15 protein-coding genes are annotated in these 13581 nt (G+C 40.1%); 7 read left to right on the forward strand and 8 right to left on the reverse strand.

Going from position 1 to position 13581, the window contains the following annotated elements:
- Nucleotides 1-2: 2 nt before the first annotated feature.
- From KO530_RS01655 to cobB, 5 genes are read right to left on the reverse strand one after another with little or no spacing between them, the layout of a single operon-like run.
- Nucleotides 3-632, reverse strand: coding sequence for a DUF2987 domain-containing protein (locus KO530_RS01655; RefSeq protein ID WP_216046643.1), 630 nt, complete (start codon nt 630-632; stop codon nt 3-5).
- Entirely contained in the window at nt 629-1438 is an 810-nt protein-coding gene (locus KO530_RS01660; RefSeq protein ID WP_216046760.1) for a glucosaminidase domain-containing protein, read from the reverse strand. Before KO530_RS01660 ends, KO530_RS01655 begins: the two co-directional genes overlap by 4 nt.
- Entirely contained in the window at nt 1431-2195 is a 765-nt protein-coding gene (locus KO530_RS01665; RefSeq protein ID WP_216046644.1) for a hypothetical protein, read from the reverse strand. Before KO530_RS01665 ends, KO530_RS01660 begins: the two co-directional genes overlap by 8 nt.
- Nucleotides 2196-2214: 19 nt before the next feature.
- Complete coding sequence (locus KO530_RS01670; protein WP_216046645.1) at nt 2215-2871, reverse strand: LysE family translocator; 657 nt, start codon at nt 2869-2871, stop codon at nt 2215-2217.
- Nucleotides 2868-3590 (reverse strand): Sir2 family NAD+-dependent deacetylase, encoded by a 723-nt coding sequence (cobB, locus tag KO530_RS01675; RefSeq protein ID WP_216046646.1) that lies wholly within the window; start codon nt 3588-3590, stop codon nt 2868-2870. The genes KO530_RS01670 and cobB overlap by 4 nt, the downstream gene beginning before the upstream one ends.
- A gap of 101 nt (nt 3591-3691) precedes the next feature.
- Between cobB and KO530_RS01680 the strand changes: the two genes are divergently transcribed.
- The 6 genes from KO530_RS01680 (at nt 3692) to KO530_RS01705 (ending at nt 10697) form a co-directional block, all read left to right on the forward strand.
- Nucleotides 3692-4504 carry a MurR/RpiR family transcriptional regulator gene (locus KO530_RS01680; protein WP_216046647.1) on the forward strand — a complete coding sequence of 271 codons (813 nt, stop codon included), beginning with the start codon at nt 3692-3694 and terminating at the stop codon, nt 4502-4504.
- 84 nt (nt 4505-4588) lie between these two features.
- On the forward strand, nt 4589-5776 hold the full coding sequence (locus KO530_RS01685) for an amidase (protein ID WP_216046648.1): 1188 nt from the start codon (nt 4589-4591) through the stop codon (nt 5774-5776).
- Nucleotides 5773-7368 (forward strand): gamma-glutamyltransferase family protein, encoded by a 1596-nt coding sequence (locus KO530_RS01690; protein ID WP_216046649.1) that lies wholly within the window; start codon nt 5773-5775, stop codon nt 7366-7368. The genes KO530_RS01685 and KO530_RS01690 overlap by 4 nt, the downstream gene beginning before the upstream one ends.
- 19 nt (nt 7369-7387) lie before the next feature.
- Entirely contained in the window at nt 7388-8209 is an 822-nt protein-coding gene (locus KO530_RS01695) for a sulfite exporter TauE/SafE family protein (protein ID WP_216046650.1), read from the forward strand.
- An 8-nt stretch (nt 8210-8217) separates the two neighbouring features.
- Nucleotides 8218-9441, forward strand: a complete 1224-nt coding sequence (locus KO530_RS01700; protein ID WP_216046651.1) for a pyridoxal-phosphate-dependent aminotransferase family protein — start codon at nt 8218-8220, stop codon at nt 9439-9441.
- Nucleotides 9442-9443: 2 nt separating this feature from the next.
- Entirely contained in the window at nt 9444-10697 is a 1254-nt protein-coding gene (locus KO530_RS01705) for an allantoate amidohydrolase (RefSeq protein ID WP_216046652.1), read from the forward strand.
- Between the two features lie 31 nt (nt 10698-10728).
- Here KO530_RS01705 and KO530_RS01710 read toward each other — a convergent pair whose 3' ends face one another.
- Together KO530_RS01710 and KO530_RS01715 are read right to left on the reverse strand one after the other, a co-directional pair.
- On the reverse strand, nt 10729-11580 hold the full coding sequence (locus tag KO530_RS01710) for a sulfurtransferase (protein WP_216046653.1): 852 nt from the start codon (nt 11578-11580) through the stop codon (nt 10729-10731).
- The gene (locus KO530_RS01715; protein ID WP_216046654.1) at nt 11570-11887 is read right to left on the reverse strand and encodes an antibiotic biosynthesis monooxygenase family protein; all 318 of its coding nucleotides are present in this window, start codon (nt 11885-11887) and stop codon (nt 11570-11572) included. Before KO530_RS01715 ends, KO530_RS01710 begins: the two co-directional genes overlap by 11 nt.
- 55 nt (nt 11888-11942) lie before the next feature.
- On the opposite strand from KO530_RS01715, the gene KO530_RS01720 reads away from it, so the two are divergent.
- A complete protein-coding gene (locus tag KO530_RS01720; protein ID WP_216046655.1) occupies nt 11943-12551 on the forward strand; it encodes a cupin domain-containing protein in 609 nt (202 codons plus the stop codon).
- A gap of 16 nt (nt 12552-12567) precedes the next feature.
- On the opposite strand, the gene KO530_RS01725 is transcribed toward KO530_RS01720, so the two are convergent.
- The gene (locus KO530_RS01725; protein WP_216046656.1) at nt 12568-13575 is read right to left on the reverse strand and encodes an adenosine deaminase; all 1008 of its coding nucleotides are present in this window, start codon (nt 13573-13575) and stop codon (nt 12568-12570) included.
- Nucleotides 13576-13581: the final 6 nt, after the last annotated feature.

The raw sequence follows: 13581 nt of genomic DNA on the forward strand, positions 1-13581 counted from the left end.
CGTTATTTGGTTATTGCTGTCACGCGATATGGGGCTTCAGAAAACTGGATCTGATTGCCCTGCTCTAGCCAGTCTCCGGTAATTACTGCATGATGTTCATCGAGATAAATTTCGGCAGGAATAGAGTCTCTGTCAACATTATCGAAATAAAACTGCAAGCCGGTAACTGACGGCATTAGGAACGACAAAAAGCTGCCCATATCATCAAAAAACACTGTGTATTGCTGATACAAATCTTGTAACTCTTGATGTGTATATTGCTGTTTTAAATAAGAAGGTTTAGTTTCCAACTGAACTGACATGTCACATTGATTATTATTTTCTAATAGTTCAAATTCGACAATTGCTTTAGCTTGGCTTAATGCTTTTTCGGTGGGTAACAAAAACCGGTTTTCAGGCGTTACTGTAACAGGTAGTGTGACTTTTTGAGTGACTATATTAGCGGTTTTAATTTCACATAAATCGCCATTTCTGACGTTTTTAAAACCAAATGCAAATTGCAATGCAGGTGTTTCTTCATTATCGATTTTTTTAAGGTGACTGTAAAAACTTGAGTATTCAACTGAAAGTGTATCAGCAAAAGCCAAACCACAAAAACTAAACAACACTAAGGTAAAACTTAAGATTTTCATACTGGTAAAAACTTCCTATTGAAACGTATCATATTGATTAACTCTTCGATATATTCATCACCCCGCTGGGAGTAACTTTTCAACCCTTTGGCTAGCTTTTCTGCTGTAATTTGTTTGTCGTTTTCACGCAAAGATAGACGAATCGCCCTTAACTCTTTATACGCATCATGTCGATTTAAATTGCGGAAATAGGTACTCACTGCGTGATCCAAACTTTTAAACTTAGCCACCTCATGAGCGGCATCTTCATTTCGCCGTTTTGGTACAAAACCGCACCCTTTTCGGAAACACCAAAGTCCAAAAAAATTATAACCTTTTTGAGCAAATCGAGAGGTTCCCCAAGCTGACTCGTTCGCTGCTTGCATAAGCACCAACTCAACAGGAATAATGTCTATTCGACGCATTAATCGGTCCACGATTGAATTCAAATCGTCGTCAGGGTCAACGCGATATTCTTTCACTAGTGAATCGAGTCTCTTTTGCTGCAAATAACTAAAAGGCAATTGTTGTTCAATTGCGTTTTTTATTTCATTCAGAAAATCCCGTTTTTGAATAATCACTTTATTGTGATGATGAATTGCAGGTAACAAATAGTCGAAAAATGCTTTTTTCCGTTCCGTAATTGATTGTATCTTAGCGAAGTTAGGCATTTTTTGTTCTACATAAGGAGCGATATTTTGCTCATCAAAAGGATCTAACTCCTTTGGTGGAAATAAAAATGGGTAACTTAACACTACAGCGCCAAACACCCAGATTATTCCCAAATAGAGAATCCGTCTAGGGCCTGGAAAGTCAACGTTATGCATCAAATGTAGTATCTCCATCAGACCCTTGTTGTTGGGTCTCATCGTTTAAATTGTTATTGTCTGTACTGTTACCGTAACCAAAAAGTTCACAATACAATAAACCATTAATATTATAGTAATAGGGTAAAAACAGTAGCAAACCAATCCCAAAAGAAACTATCGAAAGTAGCAACAACAATAAAAATACGACATATAAAATAGTGAACGGGAATAAATAACGGTTTACCATCTTAATAGAAAGTAATAATGCATCTATTGGTGTGAACTTTTTATCTGCTACCAATAATACTGCAAAACTCGTAGCGATCATTAAATATAAACCAGGCAAGATAAATAACGTCATCCCAGCTTTAGTTATTATGATTATAAATGCGGTTACCAAACATATAGGGATTGCTTGTGGAATGGTTGAGAATAAAAACTTAACAGAACCCACTCGCTTCAGATGAGACCGAGCTCCTTGTAACATCAATGCTGCAGTGACAGGCGCTAAAACCATTTGAATAATTAAATCCAATGTCATCAGATGACTTTGAGTTACTTGTTCCATGGTCTGTATATCATTAAATTTGAAAAATGCCGTTGCAATTAACAAACTTAGACCAAAAACCACCAGTAACATTTGCAAGAAAATTAAAATACTACCAGTAGTATTTTTAAATCCCTTGGCCAATATATTCTTCAAGTTAAAGTTATATTCACCATTTAAGTTCTGTTTAATAAGTTCTGAATAGTTTTTTTGTATGAGTTTAAACATCAATATTTCATTCGTTAAATTAAGTGGACAAAAGGAGGTTAATGGCTAATACAATTAGAATAACGCCCATGATTCGATCAAAAATATAACCATTTTTCAGTAATGAAGAGCGAATTTTAGAGCCACTCATTATGTACGACAAAAAACAAAACCATATGCCCGTCGCAAAAGCTAAATAAATGCCGTAGCTAAATTTTATTAGCATTGGAGTTTGTGGGGCTACAGCAACTGCAAATACGGTTAGAAAAAACAAAGTAGCTTTAGGGTTTAATCCATTTGTCATAAAGCCAATTAAGAAAGACTTTTTATCAGAAGTAACCTGTTTCTCAATTGGTTGTGCTTGTAATGATACATCATTTTCTAATCTATTTGGCACACTGCGGACAGCCCCCCAGCCCAAATACAGCAAGTAAGCTGCCGCCAAATAGGCAAATACTTGAAATAGCCATGGTGTGGTTTTAATTAAGATACCAATGCCCAATAAAGAGTAAGCAACATGGATCAAAATTCCCGCGCCGACACCCACACTGGTATACATAGCAGAGCGCCTTCCACTACTTATACTTTGTTTTAAAACCACAGCAAAATCAGGGCCAGGACTGGCAACCGCAAAAAAATGTAAGCTAGCAATAGCAGCGAACTCTAACCAATATGGGGATAAATCAGGAAAAATCATGGCTTTATTAGCGACTCTATATAATCAGGAATAACTTCTGTAGCAGGTCCATAGTGACTCTCTGAAAACGCACTAAAACCGTTACTTGGTTCTAAATTTAGCTCAACACAATGGGCACCATAAAGACTCGCCTGTTGAACAAACCCAGCAGCAGGATACACGTTTCCGGAAGTCCCTACAGATATAAAAAGATCGGCTTTTGCTAATGCTTCAGATATTTCGTCCATATACATTGGCATTTCACCAAACCACACAATATTCGGTCGAACCATATTCGGTTGATGGCAACAATCACATTGACTATTTTGATCGTAAGAATCAAAAGTTTCTGTTACTTTTTGACTTCCTAAACAGCGGTAACTTAATAAGTCGCCGTGCATATGTAAAAGTCGTTTTGAGCCTGCTCTTTCATGCAAATTATCAACATTCTGGGTAATTAAAAGAAAGTTGTCTGCTAAATACTCCTCTAATTCAGCCAATGCTAAATGACCTTTATTAGGGGCGATTTCTGGCGACTGTAATTGCGCTCTGCGCTGATTGTAAAAACGATAGACCAAGTCGGGATTACGTTCAAATGCTTCAGGAGTTGCAACATCTTCAACACGGTGCTTTTCCCATAAACCATCATTATCTCTAAACGTTTTCAAACCTGACTCGGCGGAAATGCCAGCGCCAGTTAACACCACCACCTTGGATGATTTTGTAAACCCTTTAAACATGATTTGTACTATATTCCTTGATTTTGAAGCGTTTAAACTTTGTAGATGACGCGCTTTTGGTTACACTAGATCTGGATTAACTCATTATCTTGGAAAATGGTTTGCCAAAATCAAAATTTGTAGCGCTTATCTCTCAATCTTACCAGCAGCTGTCACCAAATGGGCGTAAAATTGCTAATTATCTGCAACAAAACCCAACTGATGTTTTAAATTTATCTGTAGCTGAAATAGCCCAAATCACCCTCACCTCTAAAGCAACCGTAAGTCGTTTCTTTCGGCAGTTAGGTTATGACAACCTTCAACAAGTAAAAGATCAAATGCGCCAAGCTCGTAATGCTGGTATGCCGTTAGGCACGGTGCATAAGAACAACGATTATATCACTCAAGAATTAGATCGAATAAGACAAACTTGGGATAATGTAAAACCTGAAGATATTACTCAACTAGTAGAGTCTATAACACTTGCTTCTAGAATAACCTTAATTGGCTTTAGAAATAGCTACCCAGTGGCGATGCATTTTCGCCAACAGCTTCTGCAAGTACGAGGAAAAGTAAGGCTTTTACCCCTACCTGGTCAAACCCTTGGTGAAGAAATTGAAGATATCTCTAACGACGAATTAGTCATTATTATTGCCTTTCGTCGACGCCCCAAAATTGTTGAAAAATTGATAGATCTTATCCCTAAAAAACAACTTGTATTAATGGCCGACCCCTCGGCACAAATATACAAAGAAAAGGTAAACCAATTATTTATATGTCAACTAGGACAAGAATTACCCTTAGACAGCTACTCTGCTCCTATGAGTGTAATTTCAGTTATATGCAATCAAATTCTCAATTCCGATAGGTACGCTGAACAAAATCGTATTGATGCAATTTCCAATTTATTCAAACAATTAGACGAATTAGAGTAAAAACCACCATTTAATCAACTGTTTCTCTTGACTAATGGGTGAAACAGTTGTTTCATAAGCCTATGTTTAATTAAGTTTGGTTTCATGAAGTCTTCATTTCACTCGCCATTTGTACTGCCCGTTAACTTAGATATAAACAAAACTAGTCATCGTTCGAAATCACAGCCCTTAAAAGGTTGGACTTTGGCGGTTAAAGATTTGTTTGATATTGACGGCATTGTCACAACCGCCGGCAACCCAGATTGGGCAGCTACACATCCGGTTCCAACGCAAACGTCGGAGACTGTCGCCTGTTTATTAGAAGCCGGTGCCGAATTTGTGGGTAAAACTATCACTGACGAATTAGCTTACAGTCTTAACGGTCAGAATATACATTATCCTGAACTGGTTAATTGCTTGGACGAAGAACGTATTAGTGGTGGTTCATCAAGTGGCTCTGTTGTTGCTGTTGGGCGTAATCTAGCCCGAATTGGTTTAGGCACAGATACCGGTGGATCTATTCGTGTACCAGCGAGTTATAATAATTTAGTCGGCTTTAGACCTACCCACGGAGTAATATCATTAAAAGGGGTTGTGCCGCTCGCCCCCTCTTTCGATACCGCTGGTTTTATAACCAATACGATTCAAGATGCGTTAGCTATCGCTAAATGTCTGATACCAGATCAACAAGAAAACAGTAAATCTCTTAATACGCCGGTTGTACTCAGTGAACTTGTGGGACTTAGTCAGCAAAGGCAAGAAATTTTTAATTGGCTTGAAAGCAAATTTAATGGTTGCTGGGTAAAAGACAAAGAGATATCCGCGGAAACTGTAGAACAAGCCTCTAACGCATTTAGAGTTTTACAAGGAAGAGAAATCTGGCAAACTCATGGTGATTGGATAATAAACTCACGACCCAAGTTTGCCGAAGATATTCAACAACGCTTTGAATGGTGTGAAACGTTAACAAAAGAAGATGAATTGTCGGCAATTCAGCAACAGCAAAAATTGCAAACAGACATTTCTTCACTGTTAAAACAAGACCGGTATTTAATACTACCCACTACACCGGGTCCTGCGCCAAGATTAGATACCTCCGCATCAGAAATTGCAGAATATCGAAAAAAGCTAATGCAATTCACCTGTATAGCCGGTTTAACGGGTTGTCCACAATTACATATGCCGTTATTTAAAAATGATAATACAGCCTATGGTTTGTCGATTTTAGGTCCTAAAAATAGCGACTTAGCATTGCTAAGTTTAGGTCAGAAGCTTATGGAAACTGCTGAATGAAACATAAAATACAAAATCTGGAACATACATCGACCACAACAGGGTTTACTGCTCCGCATTATGCAGCAGCTCAGGCCGGTCAACATATTTTAGACACTGGTGGTACAGCCATTGAAGCCATGGTTGCAGCTGCAGCATCTATAGCAGTAGTTTACCCACATATGAACGGTTTAGGCGGAGACGGATTTTGGTTAATTAGCGAACCTGGTAAAGCGCCAATCGGCATTGACGCCAGCGGATGTGCTGCGGCCCTTGCGACTTCAGAGTTCTACCAAGATCTTAGCGAAATACCATCGAGAGGTGGAAAGGCTGCATTGACAATGGCTGGTGCGGTTTCGGGTTGGCAAAAAGCGCTTGAAATTAGCCAACAATGGCAAGCTAATAAACCTTTAGAAGAACTATTATCCACCGCAATTGGACAAGCTGAATGGGGCTTAGAAGTTACTCAAAGTTTAACGGATGCAAGTTTTAAGACCTTTGATGATTTGCATCAAAGCCCGCCTTTTGAGCAATTTTTAATTAAAGGAAAAGCCCTTAAAAAGGGAAAAATAGTAAAATTACCCAAATTGGCAAAAACCCTTTCTCAACTAGCTGAAAGAGGTTTGGACGATTTTTACCGTGGAGAAATTGGCCAAAAATTAGCAGCTGATTTAACGGCCTCAGGGTCACCACTTCGTGAACAAGACTTCATTGACTATCAAGCAAAGTTAGTTACCCCACTTAGTGTTGATGTTTCCCTTGGTAAACTCTACAACCTTGGCGCACCCACACAGGGCGTAGCCTCTTTATTAATTTTAGCTTTGTTTGACAAGGTTAAACATTTGGCCGCTGGAGAACACGAATATCCGCATCTATTAGTGGAATGCACCAAACAGGCATTCCTAATACGCAATCAATTTGTGACTGATGAGAGCCGATTAGAACGCCCATTATCGGACATGCTTGAACAATCTATTATTGATGAATTAGCAACCAAAATCAGCGCAACTAAAGCCTTAGATTGGCCAAACGAAGCCAAACTAGGTGACACGGTTTGGATGGGTGCATGTGATAGCTCTGGCAGAATGGTGAGCTACATTCAAAGTTTATACTGGGAATTTGGAAGTGGCGTTGTTTCCGATTCTACAGGGATTGTTTGGAACAACCGAGGTACATCATTTAGCTTAGATGTTAATTCGAACCAATATTTAAAACCTGGTTTAAAACCATTTCATACCCTTAACCCTGCATTTGCAGAATTACATGATGGTCGACGAATTAGCTACGGCACTATGGGTGGCGAAGGTCAACCGCAAACACAAGCTGCGATTTTTAGTCGTCATGTTTTTCAAAACTTGCCCATGGATAAAGCAATTGAATCCCCTCGTTGGCTACTAGGTCGAACTTGGGGGGATCAATCACACAATTTGAAAATTGAGGAAGACCTTGATCCCTTAGTGATCGAATCTTTGCAGGCGAAGGGCCATGATATAGCAATAGTACCTCCAAACAATGAAATGATGGGGCATGCTGGGATGATTGTGCATAATCCTGATGGCAAAGTGAGCGCAGCTACCGATCCACGTAGCGACGGTAAAGCATTTCCTTACTAAACAAGAGAAGTAAAAGTACATGGATTTAATAATCGAAAATTACCCTACTATACTGGCGTTGATGGCGACTGGTGTGTTCGCAGGTATATTAGCGGGTTTACTGGGTGTCGGTGGCGGAATCGTGATAGTGCCAGTGCTGTATTTCTTGTTTCAACATTTTGGTGTTGATCCCAGCTCTGCCATGTTAATTGCCACTGCGACGTCATTGGCCACTATTGTACCTACATCCGTTAGTTCGATTCGCTCCCATCGCAAAAAAGGCAATGTTGATTTCGAATTATTAAAATTTTGGTGGATGTTTGTGTTACTAGGTGTCCTAGTCGGTAGCTTCTTGGTGACCATTGTAAATGGTTATTGGTTAACGCTGATGTTTGCGATTATTGCCACCCTTGCGGCGTTAAACATGCTATTTAGAGCATCCAAACCTCCAATTTTTAACCAACTTCCTAACCGAGCGGGCCAAAGCCTAATTGCCAGTATCATTGGCATGCTGAGCTCCATGGTTGGTATCGGTGGCGGAACCCTATCCGTGCCAATTTTAACCAGTTTTAATTATCCGGCACACAAAGCGGTAGGAACGGCAGCAGCGATTGGATTATTAATCTCGTTGCCAGGTGCGCTAACTATGTTGATTTTTGGTCAAACACCGGTAGATGCCCCTATTTTTACCTATGGATTAGTCAATTTAGTCGGCTTTGTTTGCATCGTTCCTCTTACCGTACTTTTTGCTCCAGTGGGCGCATCACTTGGCGCTAAACTTGATGGCAATTTACTGAAAAGAGTGTTTGCTGTTGCACTATTAATTACGGGCGGTCGAATGCTTGCTCAAGTTCTACTTTAAGGAGAATCATGTCTTTACTTAGTCCTCCACCGCGCCTTTTAATGGGGCCTGGTCCAATAAATTGTTATCCACGAGTACTGAATGCCATGTCGACCCAGTTGGTAGGTCAATACGATCCCGTTATGACAGGCTATATGAACGAAGTTATGTCGTTATACCGTGGTGTTTTTAACACCGACAATGAAGCGACATTGTTAATCGACGGGACATCCAGAGCGGGTATAGAAGCTGTTTTGGTTTCATGCATTGAACCCGGCGACGATGTTTTAGTACCCGTATTTGGACGTTTTGGGCATTTATTAGCTGAAATTAGTGAACGTGCAGGTGCAAAGGTTCATATTATTGAAGCTCCTTGGGGGGAAGTTTTCAAGCCCGAACAAATTGAACAAGAAATCAAAAAGATACGCCCTAAAGTCTTGGCTTTAGTTCAAGGTGACACCTCTACAACCATGCTTCAGCCATTAGAAAATATTGGTGAAATTTGTGAAAAGTATGACGTGTTATTTTACAGCGATGCCACAGCATCTATTGGTGGTAATCCGTTTAAAACTGATGAATGGAAATTAGATGCCGTTTCAGTCGGGTTACAAAAATGTCTTGGCGGCCCGTCGGGCAGTGCACCTATAACCTTAAGTGAAAAATACGTGCAAAGGGTTAGACGCAGACAACACGTTGAAGCAGGAATTCGAAACGAACAACATGCTGATGGATTAGGTTTACGTATTCGTTCTAACTATTTCGATATTCCGATGATTTTGGATTATTGGGGAGAAGAACGCCTTAATCATCATACTGAAGCGACATCAATGTTATACGCAGCCAGAGAGTGCGCTCTCCAATTATTGGACGAAGGCATAGAAAACAGTATTAAGCGACACAAATTACATGGTGACGCTATGCTCGCCGGTGTTAAAGGTTTGAACTTAAAACCCTTTGGCGATTTAACTCATAAAATGAACAATGTTGTGGGAGTTTATATTCCAGACAATGTGAATGGCGAGCAAATTCGTGAACAACTTCTACACCAATATAACATTGAGATAGGTACTTCATTCGGCCCGTTACACGGCAAAATTTGGCGCATTGGAACCATGGGTTATAACGCCAGAAAAGACACGGTTTTACATACTTTACAAGCACTTGAAAACACCTTAAGGCGTGCTGGTCATCAATTGCAGTCTGGACTAGCCACTGATATGGCGTTTGATGTTTACACTAATGAGGAGAACTAAAGATGTTTACTTCCTATGTTCAAACTGTCCTCAAACGATGTGACGAATTGGCTTTGATTAGTCAAAGTCCTGAATACATAGATCGTCGCTATTTGACGAATGAACATAAACTCGCAAATCAATTAGTAGCAAGTTGGATGGAACAGGCCAACATGCAAACATGGCAAGATGAGGCCGGCAATCAATGGGGATGCTATAAAAGCCCTTACCCTGATGCCGAAACGTTAATAATAGGTAGTCATTTAGACACTGTACCTAACAGTGGTAAATACGATGGCATCCTTGGTGTACTTTTACCATTAGGATTGGTGCAATGGTTTGCTGATAATTCCATTACGTTACCCTTTAACTTAGAAATTGTTGGCTTTGCCGATGAAGAAGGCACCCGTTTCGGTACGACTTTATTAGGCAGCAGAGCTGTGGCTGGTACTTGGCAAGATAGATGGGCCAGTTTACTGGACAAAGACGGATTAACCGTAGCCACCGCACTGAGAGATTTTGGGCTGAATATTAACAATATTCACAATGCGAGCAGAGCGCAAAGTAATTTGTTGGGTTTTGTTGAAGTGCATATTGAGCAAGGCCCTGTACTTGAAAGTCAAAATCTACCGGTGGGAATTGTCAGCGGAATTGCTGGCGCAAAACGTTACAAAATAGAGATAGAGGGGCACGCAGGTCATGCGGGAACCGTGCCTATGGCCTTACGTCAAGACGCGATTGCAGGTGCTGCTGAAATGATTTTGGCAATAGAACAAGCCGCAATTGAGCATGAAGTTGTTGCCACTGTAGGACAGATTCAATCGCTAACAAATGCCGTTAACGTAATTAGTGGTAAAGTGGATATTAGCTTAGATGTACGAAGTTTAGATAATAGCAAACGTGACCTATGCATCGAACAGATCAAACAAAAAGTTGAGTATATAGCGCAAATAAGGGGCCTTACTGTAACCGAACATCTGACCCATGAAGCCGATGCGACACTCTGCCACCCAGACATCATGTCGCAGCTTGAATCAGCCTGCGCAATGAACAGAATAAAACCCTTTGTGTTGAGTTCGGGAGCTGGTCACGATGCCATGGCAATGGCCGAACTGTGTCCTACTGGTATGTTATTTGTGAGATGCGCGAAAGGGATTAGCCATAACCCTGCAGAATCAGTTAACTTCGAAGACGTTAATGATACTTTATTAGTGCTAAAGTCATATGTTGACCAATTAGCAAAGCAATATGGTGAAAGTAGCGAGCTTGTAGCCTAGAGCAAACTAATTTCACCATTAATTTCGATATTTATTCGATGGGACAAAGTGGATCAGCCCCCCACTCGCTCCAAGACCCATCATAGACACTCCAGTTTTCTATGCCTATTTGGTAAGCCGCTAGGGCGAGTATACAAGCGGTGACACCTGAACCACAGGAAAAGTGAAGCTGGACATTTGCAGCATTAGTAAAAGGTTTAAAAAGTCGCCTAATACTCGCTGTGTCAATGAACTTACCGTCATTAAGTAGTTGGGCATAATGCAAATTATGTGAATGTGGTATATGCCCACTTCTTACTCCTTTCCTAGGTTCAGCCTCTGTACCATTGAATCTAGCAGGACTTCGAGCATCAACAACCGTGAAATCAGGGTTATTCAAGTTGTCCATAATGTGTTGTTTATTCACCAACAAATCAGAGTTGAATTTTACTTGGTAATTGGTTTTTTGCGGATTTTGAAGGAGTGTTGGTTGCACTTTGAAACCGGCATCAATCCAAGCTTGAAGTCCTCCATCCAAAACAAATACTCGTTTATGCCCCATAATTTTTAACATCCACCATGCCCTTGGTGCACTAAAGCTGCCTTGGTCATCATAAATAACCAAAGTAGCATTATTACTAATACCAAGTTTAGACATCTGCTGTGCAAAGTATGTCGGCGGGGGTAGTGAATGAGGTAAACCACTGTCTTTATCTACAAAAACGGAATCAAAATCGAATAGTTTGGAGTCAGGTATATAACACTTTTCACTTTGTTTACTAACGTAATTCACCGGAAAGGCAACATCAGTAAACAGCATTTGTACCGTTTCAGTGTTTAATAACAACTGCAATTGTTCTGGGTTAATAAGCGCCCTATTTGTTTGACTCTGCTCAGAATTCATAATCTCTCTCTACTTTAGCTATTCTTACTGAATACGATCGGTACCATTTTTGTTTTCCCAATGCCTGGGCTGCCAGATGGTCTTGTTGCTTCTTCCAATTTTGAATAGATTTTAGATCACGCCAATAGGATACCGTAATGCCTAATTCTTCCCTCGCTGATTCCACCCCTAAATAACCATCAATTTGCTGCGCTAACCCAAGCATTTTGATTGACGTGGCAGCATAATCCTCGTCAACCTCAGTGCGCAACGACGTAAAAATAACCGCATAATATGGCGGTGAAGGTGTTTTAGCCAATTGCGTCATTCTTAAACTCCTTGATATAGTAAGTAACCTAATTAAACCGACTCAAAGCATATTAATGAAGTTACCCATATATTATCTCACTGCAAGTTTTTTAGCGTTATCCTTAGGTGCTTATGCACAACAAAGTCATCAGCAAGTCAATATGGCAGAACATAAGCAAAATCCAACAATTAAACAATTAGTCGAAAAATTAGCTCTGGAACCACATGTCGAAGGTGGCTACTTCAAACAAACATTTAAAGCAGACAGTCAACCTCTAGTCAACACGCCAAAGGGCTCTAGGGTGACGATGACGTCAATATATTACCTACTCACTGCGGATAGTCCCATAGGGCACTTTCATCGCAATACGTCAGACATCATGCATTATTTTCATGCCGGTGATCCAATCACTTATTATCTTATACACCCTGATGGGAGTTTAGAAACGAAAGTGTTGGGTCCTGACGTACTTGCCGGACATGAGTACCAGTTTGTTGTAAAAGGCGGTGTGTGGAAAGCCTCAACCATTTCGGTAACAGGTGAAAACGGATATGGATTGATTGGTGAGGCCGTAGCTCCTGGATTTGAGTATGAAGATATGCAATTAGCCGAAAGACAAACATTGATAAAAGATTTTCCACAGCATAAAACACTGATTAAACGCTTAACTCGCCAACACTAGTTTAGCGGTAGTGATGTTAAATTCGGGTTTGGATTAGTTTGTCTATTTCCTGCACCCATTGCTGTTTTTCTTGCGCTGAAAGGAAACTTCCTGTGAAGCCGTTTTTAACTAAGGTTATAAGTTGTTCTTGGTTTAAATTGAGCGCCTGGTGTAACGCTAGGTAGTTCTCATTTAAGTAGCCACCAAAATAACTAGGATCATCTGAATTCACAGTGACTAGAATATCTTTTTCTAATAGCTCGAGAATATTGTGCTCTGACATATCATCGAACACGCAAAGTTTAGTGTTTGATAAAGGACACACAGTTAACGGCATTTGCAACTCTGCCAGTGTTTGTATCAATTTAGGATCATCACTGCTTCTAACGCCGTGATCGATTCTATCTACTTTCAGTAAATTGAGGGCTTGCCAAATATAATCCGCCGGTCCTTCTTCTCCGGCATGGGCGACACACGGCAAACCAAGGGTTCTGGCTTGTTCGAATACCTGCGCAAATTTTTCAGGTGGATTACCTAATTCTGAACTATCCAATCCTACTGCATCGATATGTTCAAAATAAGGAATAGCGGATTGTAAAGTATCGATGGCTTCTTGCTCACTTAAATGCCGTAAAAATGACATTATCAACAAACTAGATTGACCCCATTGTTGCTTCGCATCCTCAATGGCGCGAATAAACCCAGACATAAACGTTTCGAAAGCAATCCCTCTTTGCGTATGGGTTTGAGGATCGAACATCATTTCAGTGTGAACAATATTTTGTTCTTTGCACTTCAGCAAATAACGCCACATCAACTGATAAAAATCATCTTCGTCAACCAACACAGATGCGCCTAAATAATACAGATCTAAAAAGCTTTGTAGATCTTCAAAATTGTACGCCTTATGAATTTCGTCGATGCTTTGATAAGGTAATTTAAGCTTGTGTTTTTTACTCAGCTCAAGTAATAAATCAGGCTCTAAAGTACCTTCGATATGAAGATGCAATTCCGTTTTTGGTAATAGTTGAATTAAGTTGTTCATATCTGC

It is taken from the genome of Aliiglaciecola lipolytica, from assembly GCF_018860635.1.
Lineage (GTDB): Bacteria > Pseudomonadota > Gammaproteobacteria > Enterobacterales > Alteromonadaceae > Aliiglaciecola > Aliiglaciecola lipolytica_A.

Coding starts and splice junctions, on each gene's coding strand:
- KO530_RS01655 (WP_216046643.1), bottom strand. CDS start 632: ATGAAAATCTTAAGTTTTACCTTAGTGTTGTTTAGTTTTTGTGGTTTG.
- KO530_RS01660 (WP_216046760.1), bottom strand. CDS start 1,438: ATGCATAACGTTGACTTTCCAGGCCCTAGACGGATTCTCTATTTGGGA.
- KO530_RS01665 (WP_216046644.1), bottom strand. CDS start 2,195: ATGTTTAAACTCATACAAAAAAACTATTCAGAACTTATTAAACAGAAC.
- KO530_RS01670 (WP_216046645.1), bottom strand. CDS start 2,871: ATGATTTTTCCTGATTTATCCCCATATTGGTTAGAGTTCGCTGCTATT.
- cobB (WP_216046646.1), bottom strand. CDS start 3,590: ATGTTTAAAGGGTTTACAAAATCATCCAAGGTGGTGGTGTTAACTGGC.
- KO530_RS01685 (WP_216046648.1), top strand. CDS start 4,589: ATGAAGTCTTCATTTCACTCGCCATTTGTACTGCCCGTTAACTTAGAT.
- KO530_RS01690 (WP_216046649.1), top strand. CDS start 5,773: ATGAAACATAAAATACAAAATCTGGAACATACATCGACCACAACAGGG.
- KO530_RS01695 (WP_216046650.1), top strand. CDS start 7,388: ATGGATTTAATAATCGAAAATTACCCTACTATACTGGCGTTGATGGCG.
- KO530_RS01700 (WP_216046651.1), top strand. CDS start 8,218: ATGTCTTTACTTAGTCCTCCACCGCGCCTTTTAATGGGGCCTGGTCCA.
- KO530_RS01705 (WP_216046652.1), top strand. CDS start 9,444: ATGTTTACTTCCTATGTTCAAACTGTCCTCAAACGATGTGACGAATTG.
- KO530_RS01710 (WP_216046653.1), bottom strand. CDS start 11,580: ATGAATTCTGAGCAGAGTCAAACAAATAGGGCGCTTATTAACCCAGAA.
- KO530_RS01715 (WP_216046654.1), bottom strand. CDS start 11,887: ATGACGCAATTGGCTAAAACACCTTCACCGCCATATTATGCGGTTATT.
- KO530_RS01720 (WP_216046655.1), top strand. CDS start 11,943: ATGAAGTTACCCATATATTATCTCACTGCAAGTTTTTTAGCGTTATCC.
- KO530_RS01725 (WP_216046656.1), bottom strand. CDS start 13,575: ATGAACAACTTAATTCAACTATTACCAAAAACGGAATTGCATCTTCAT.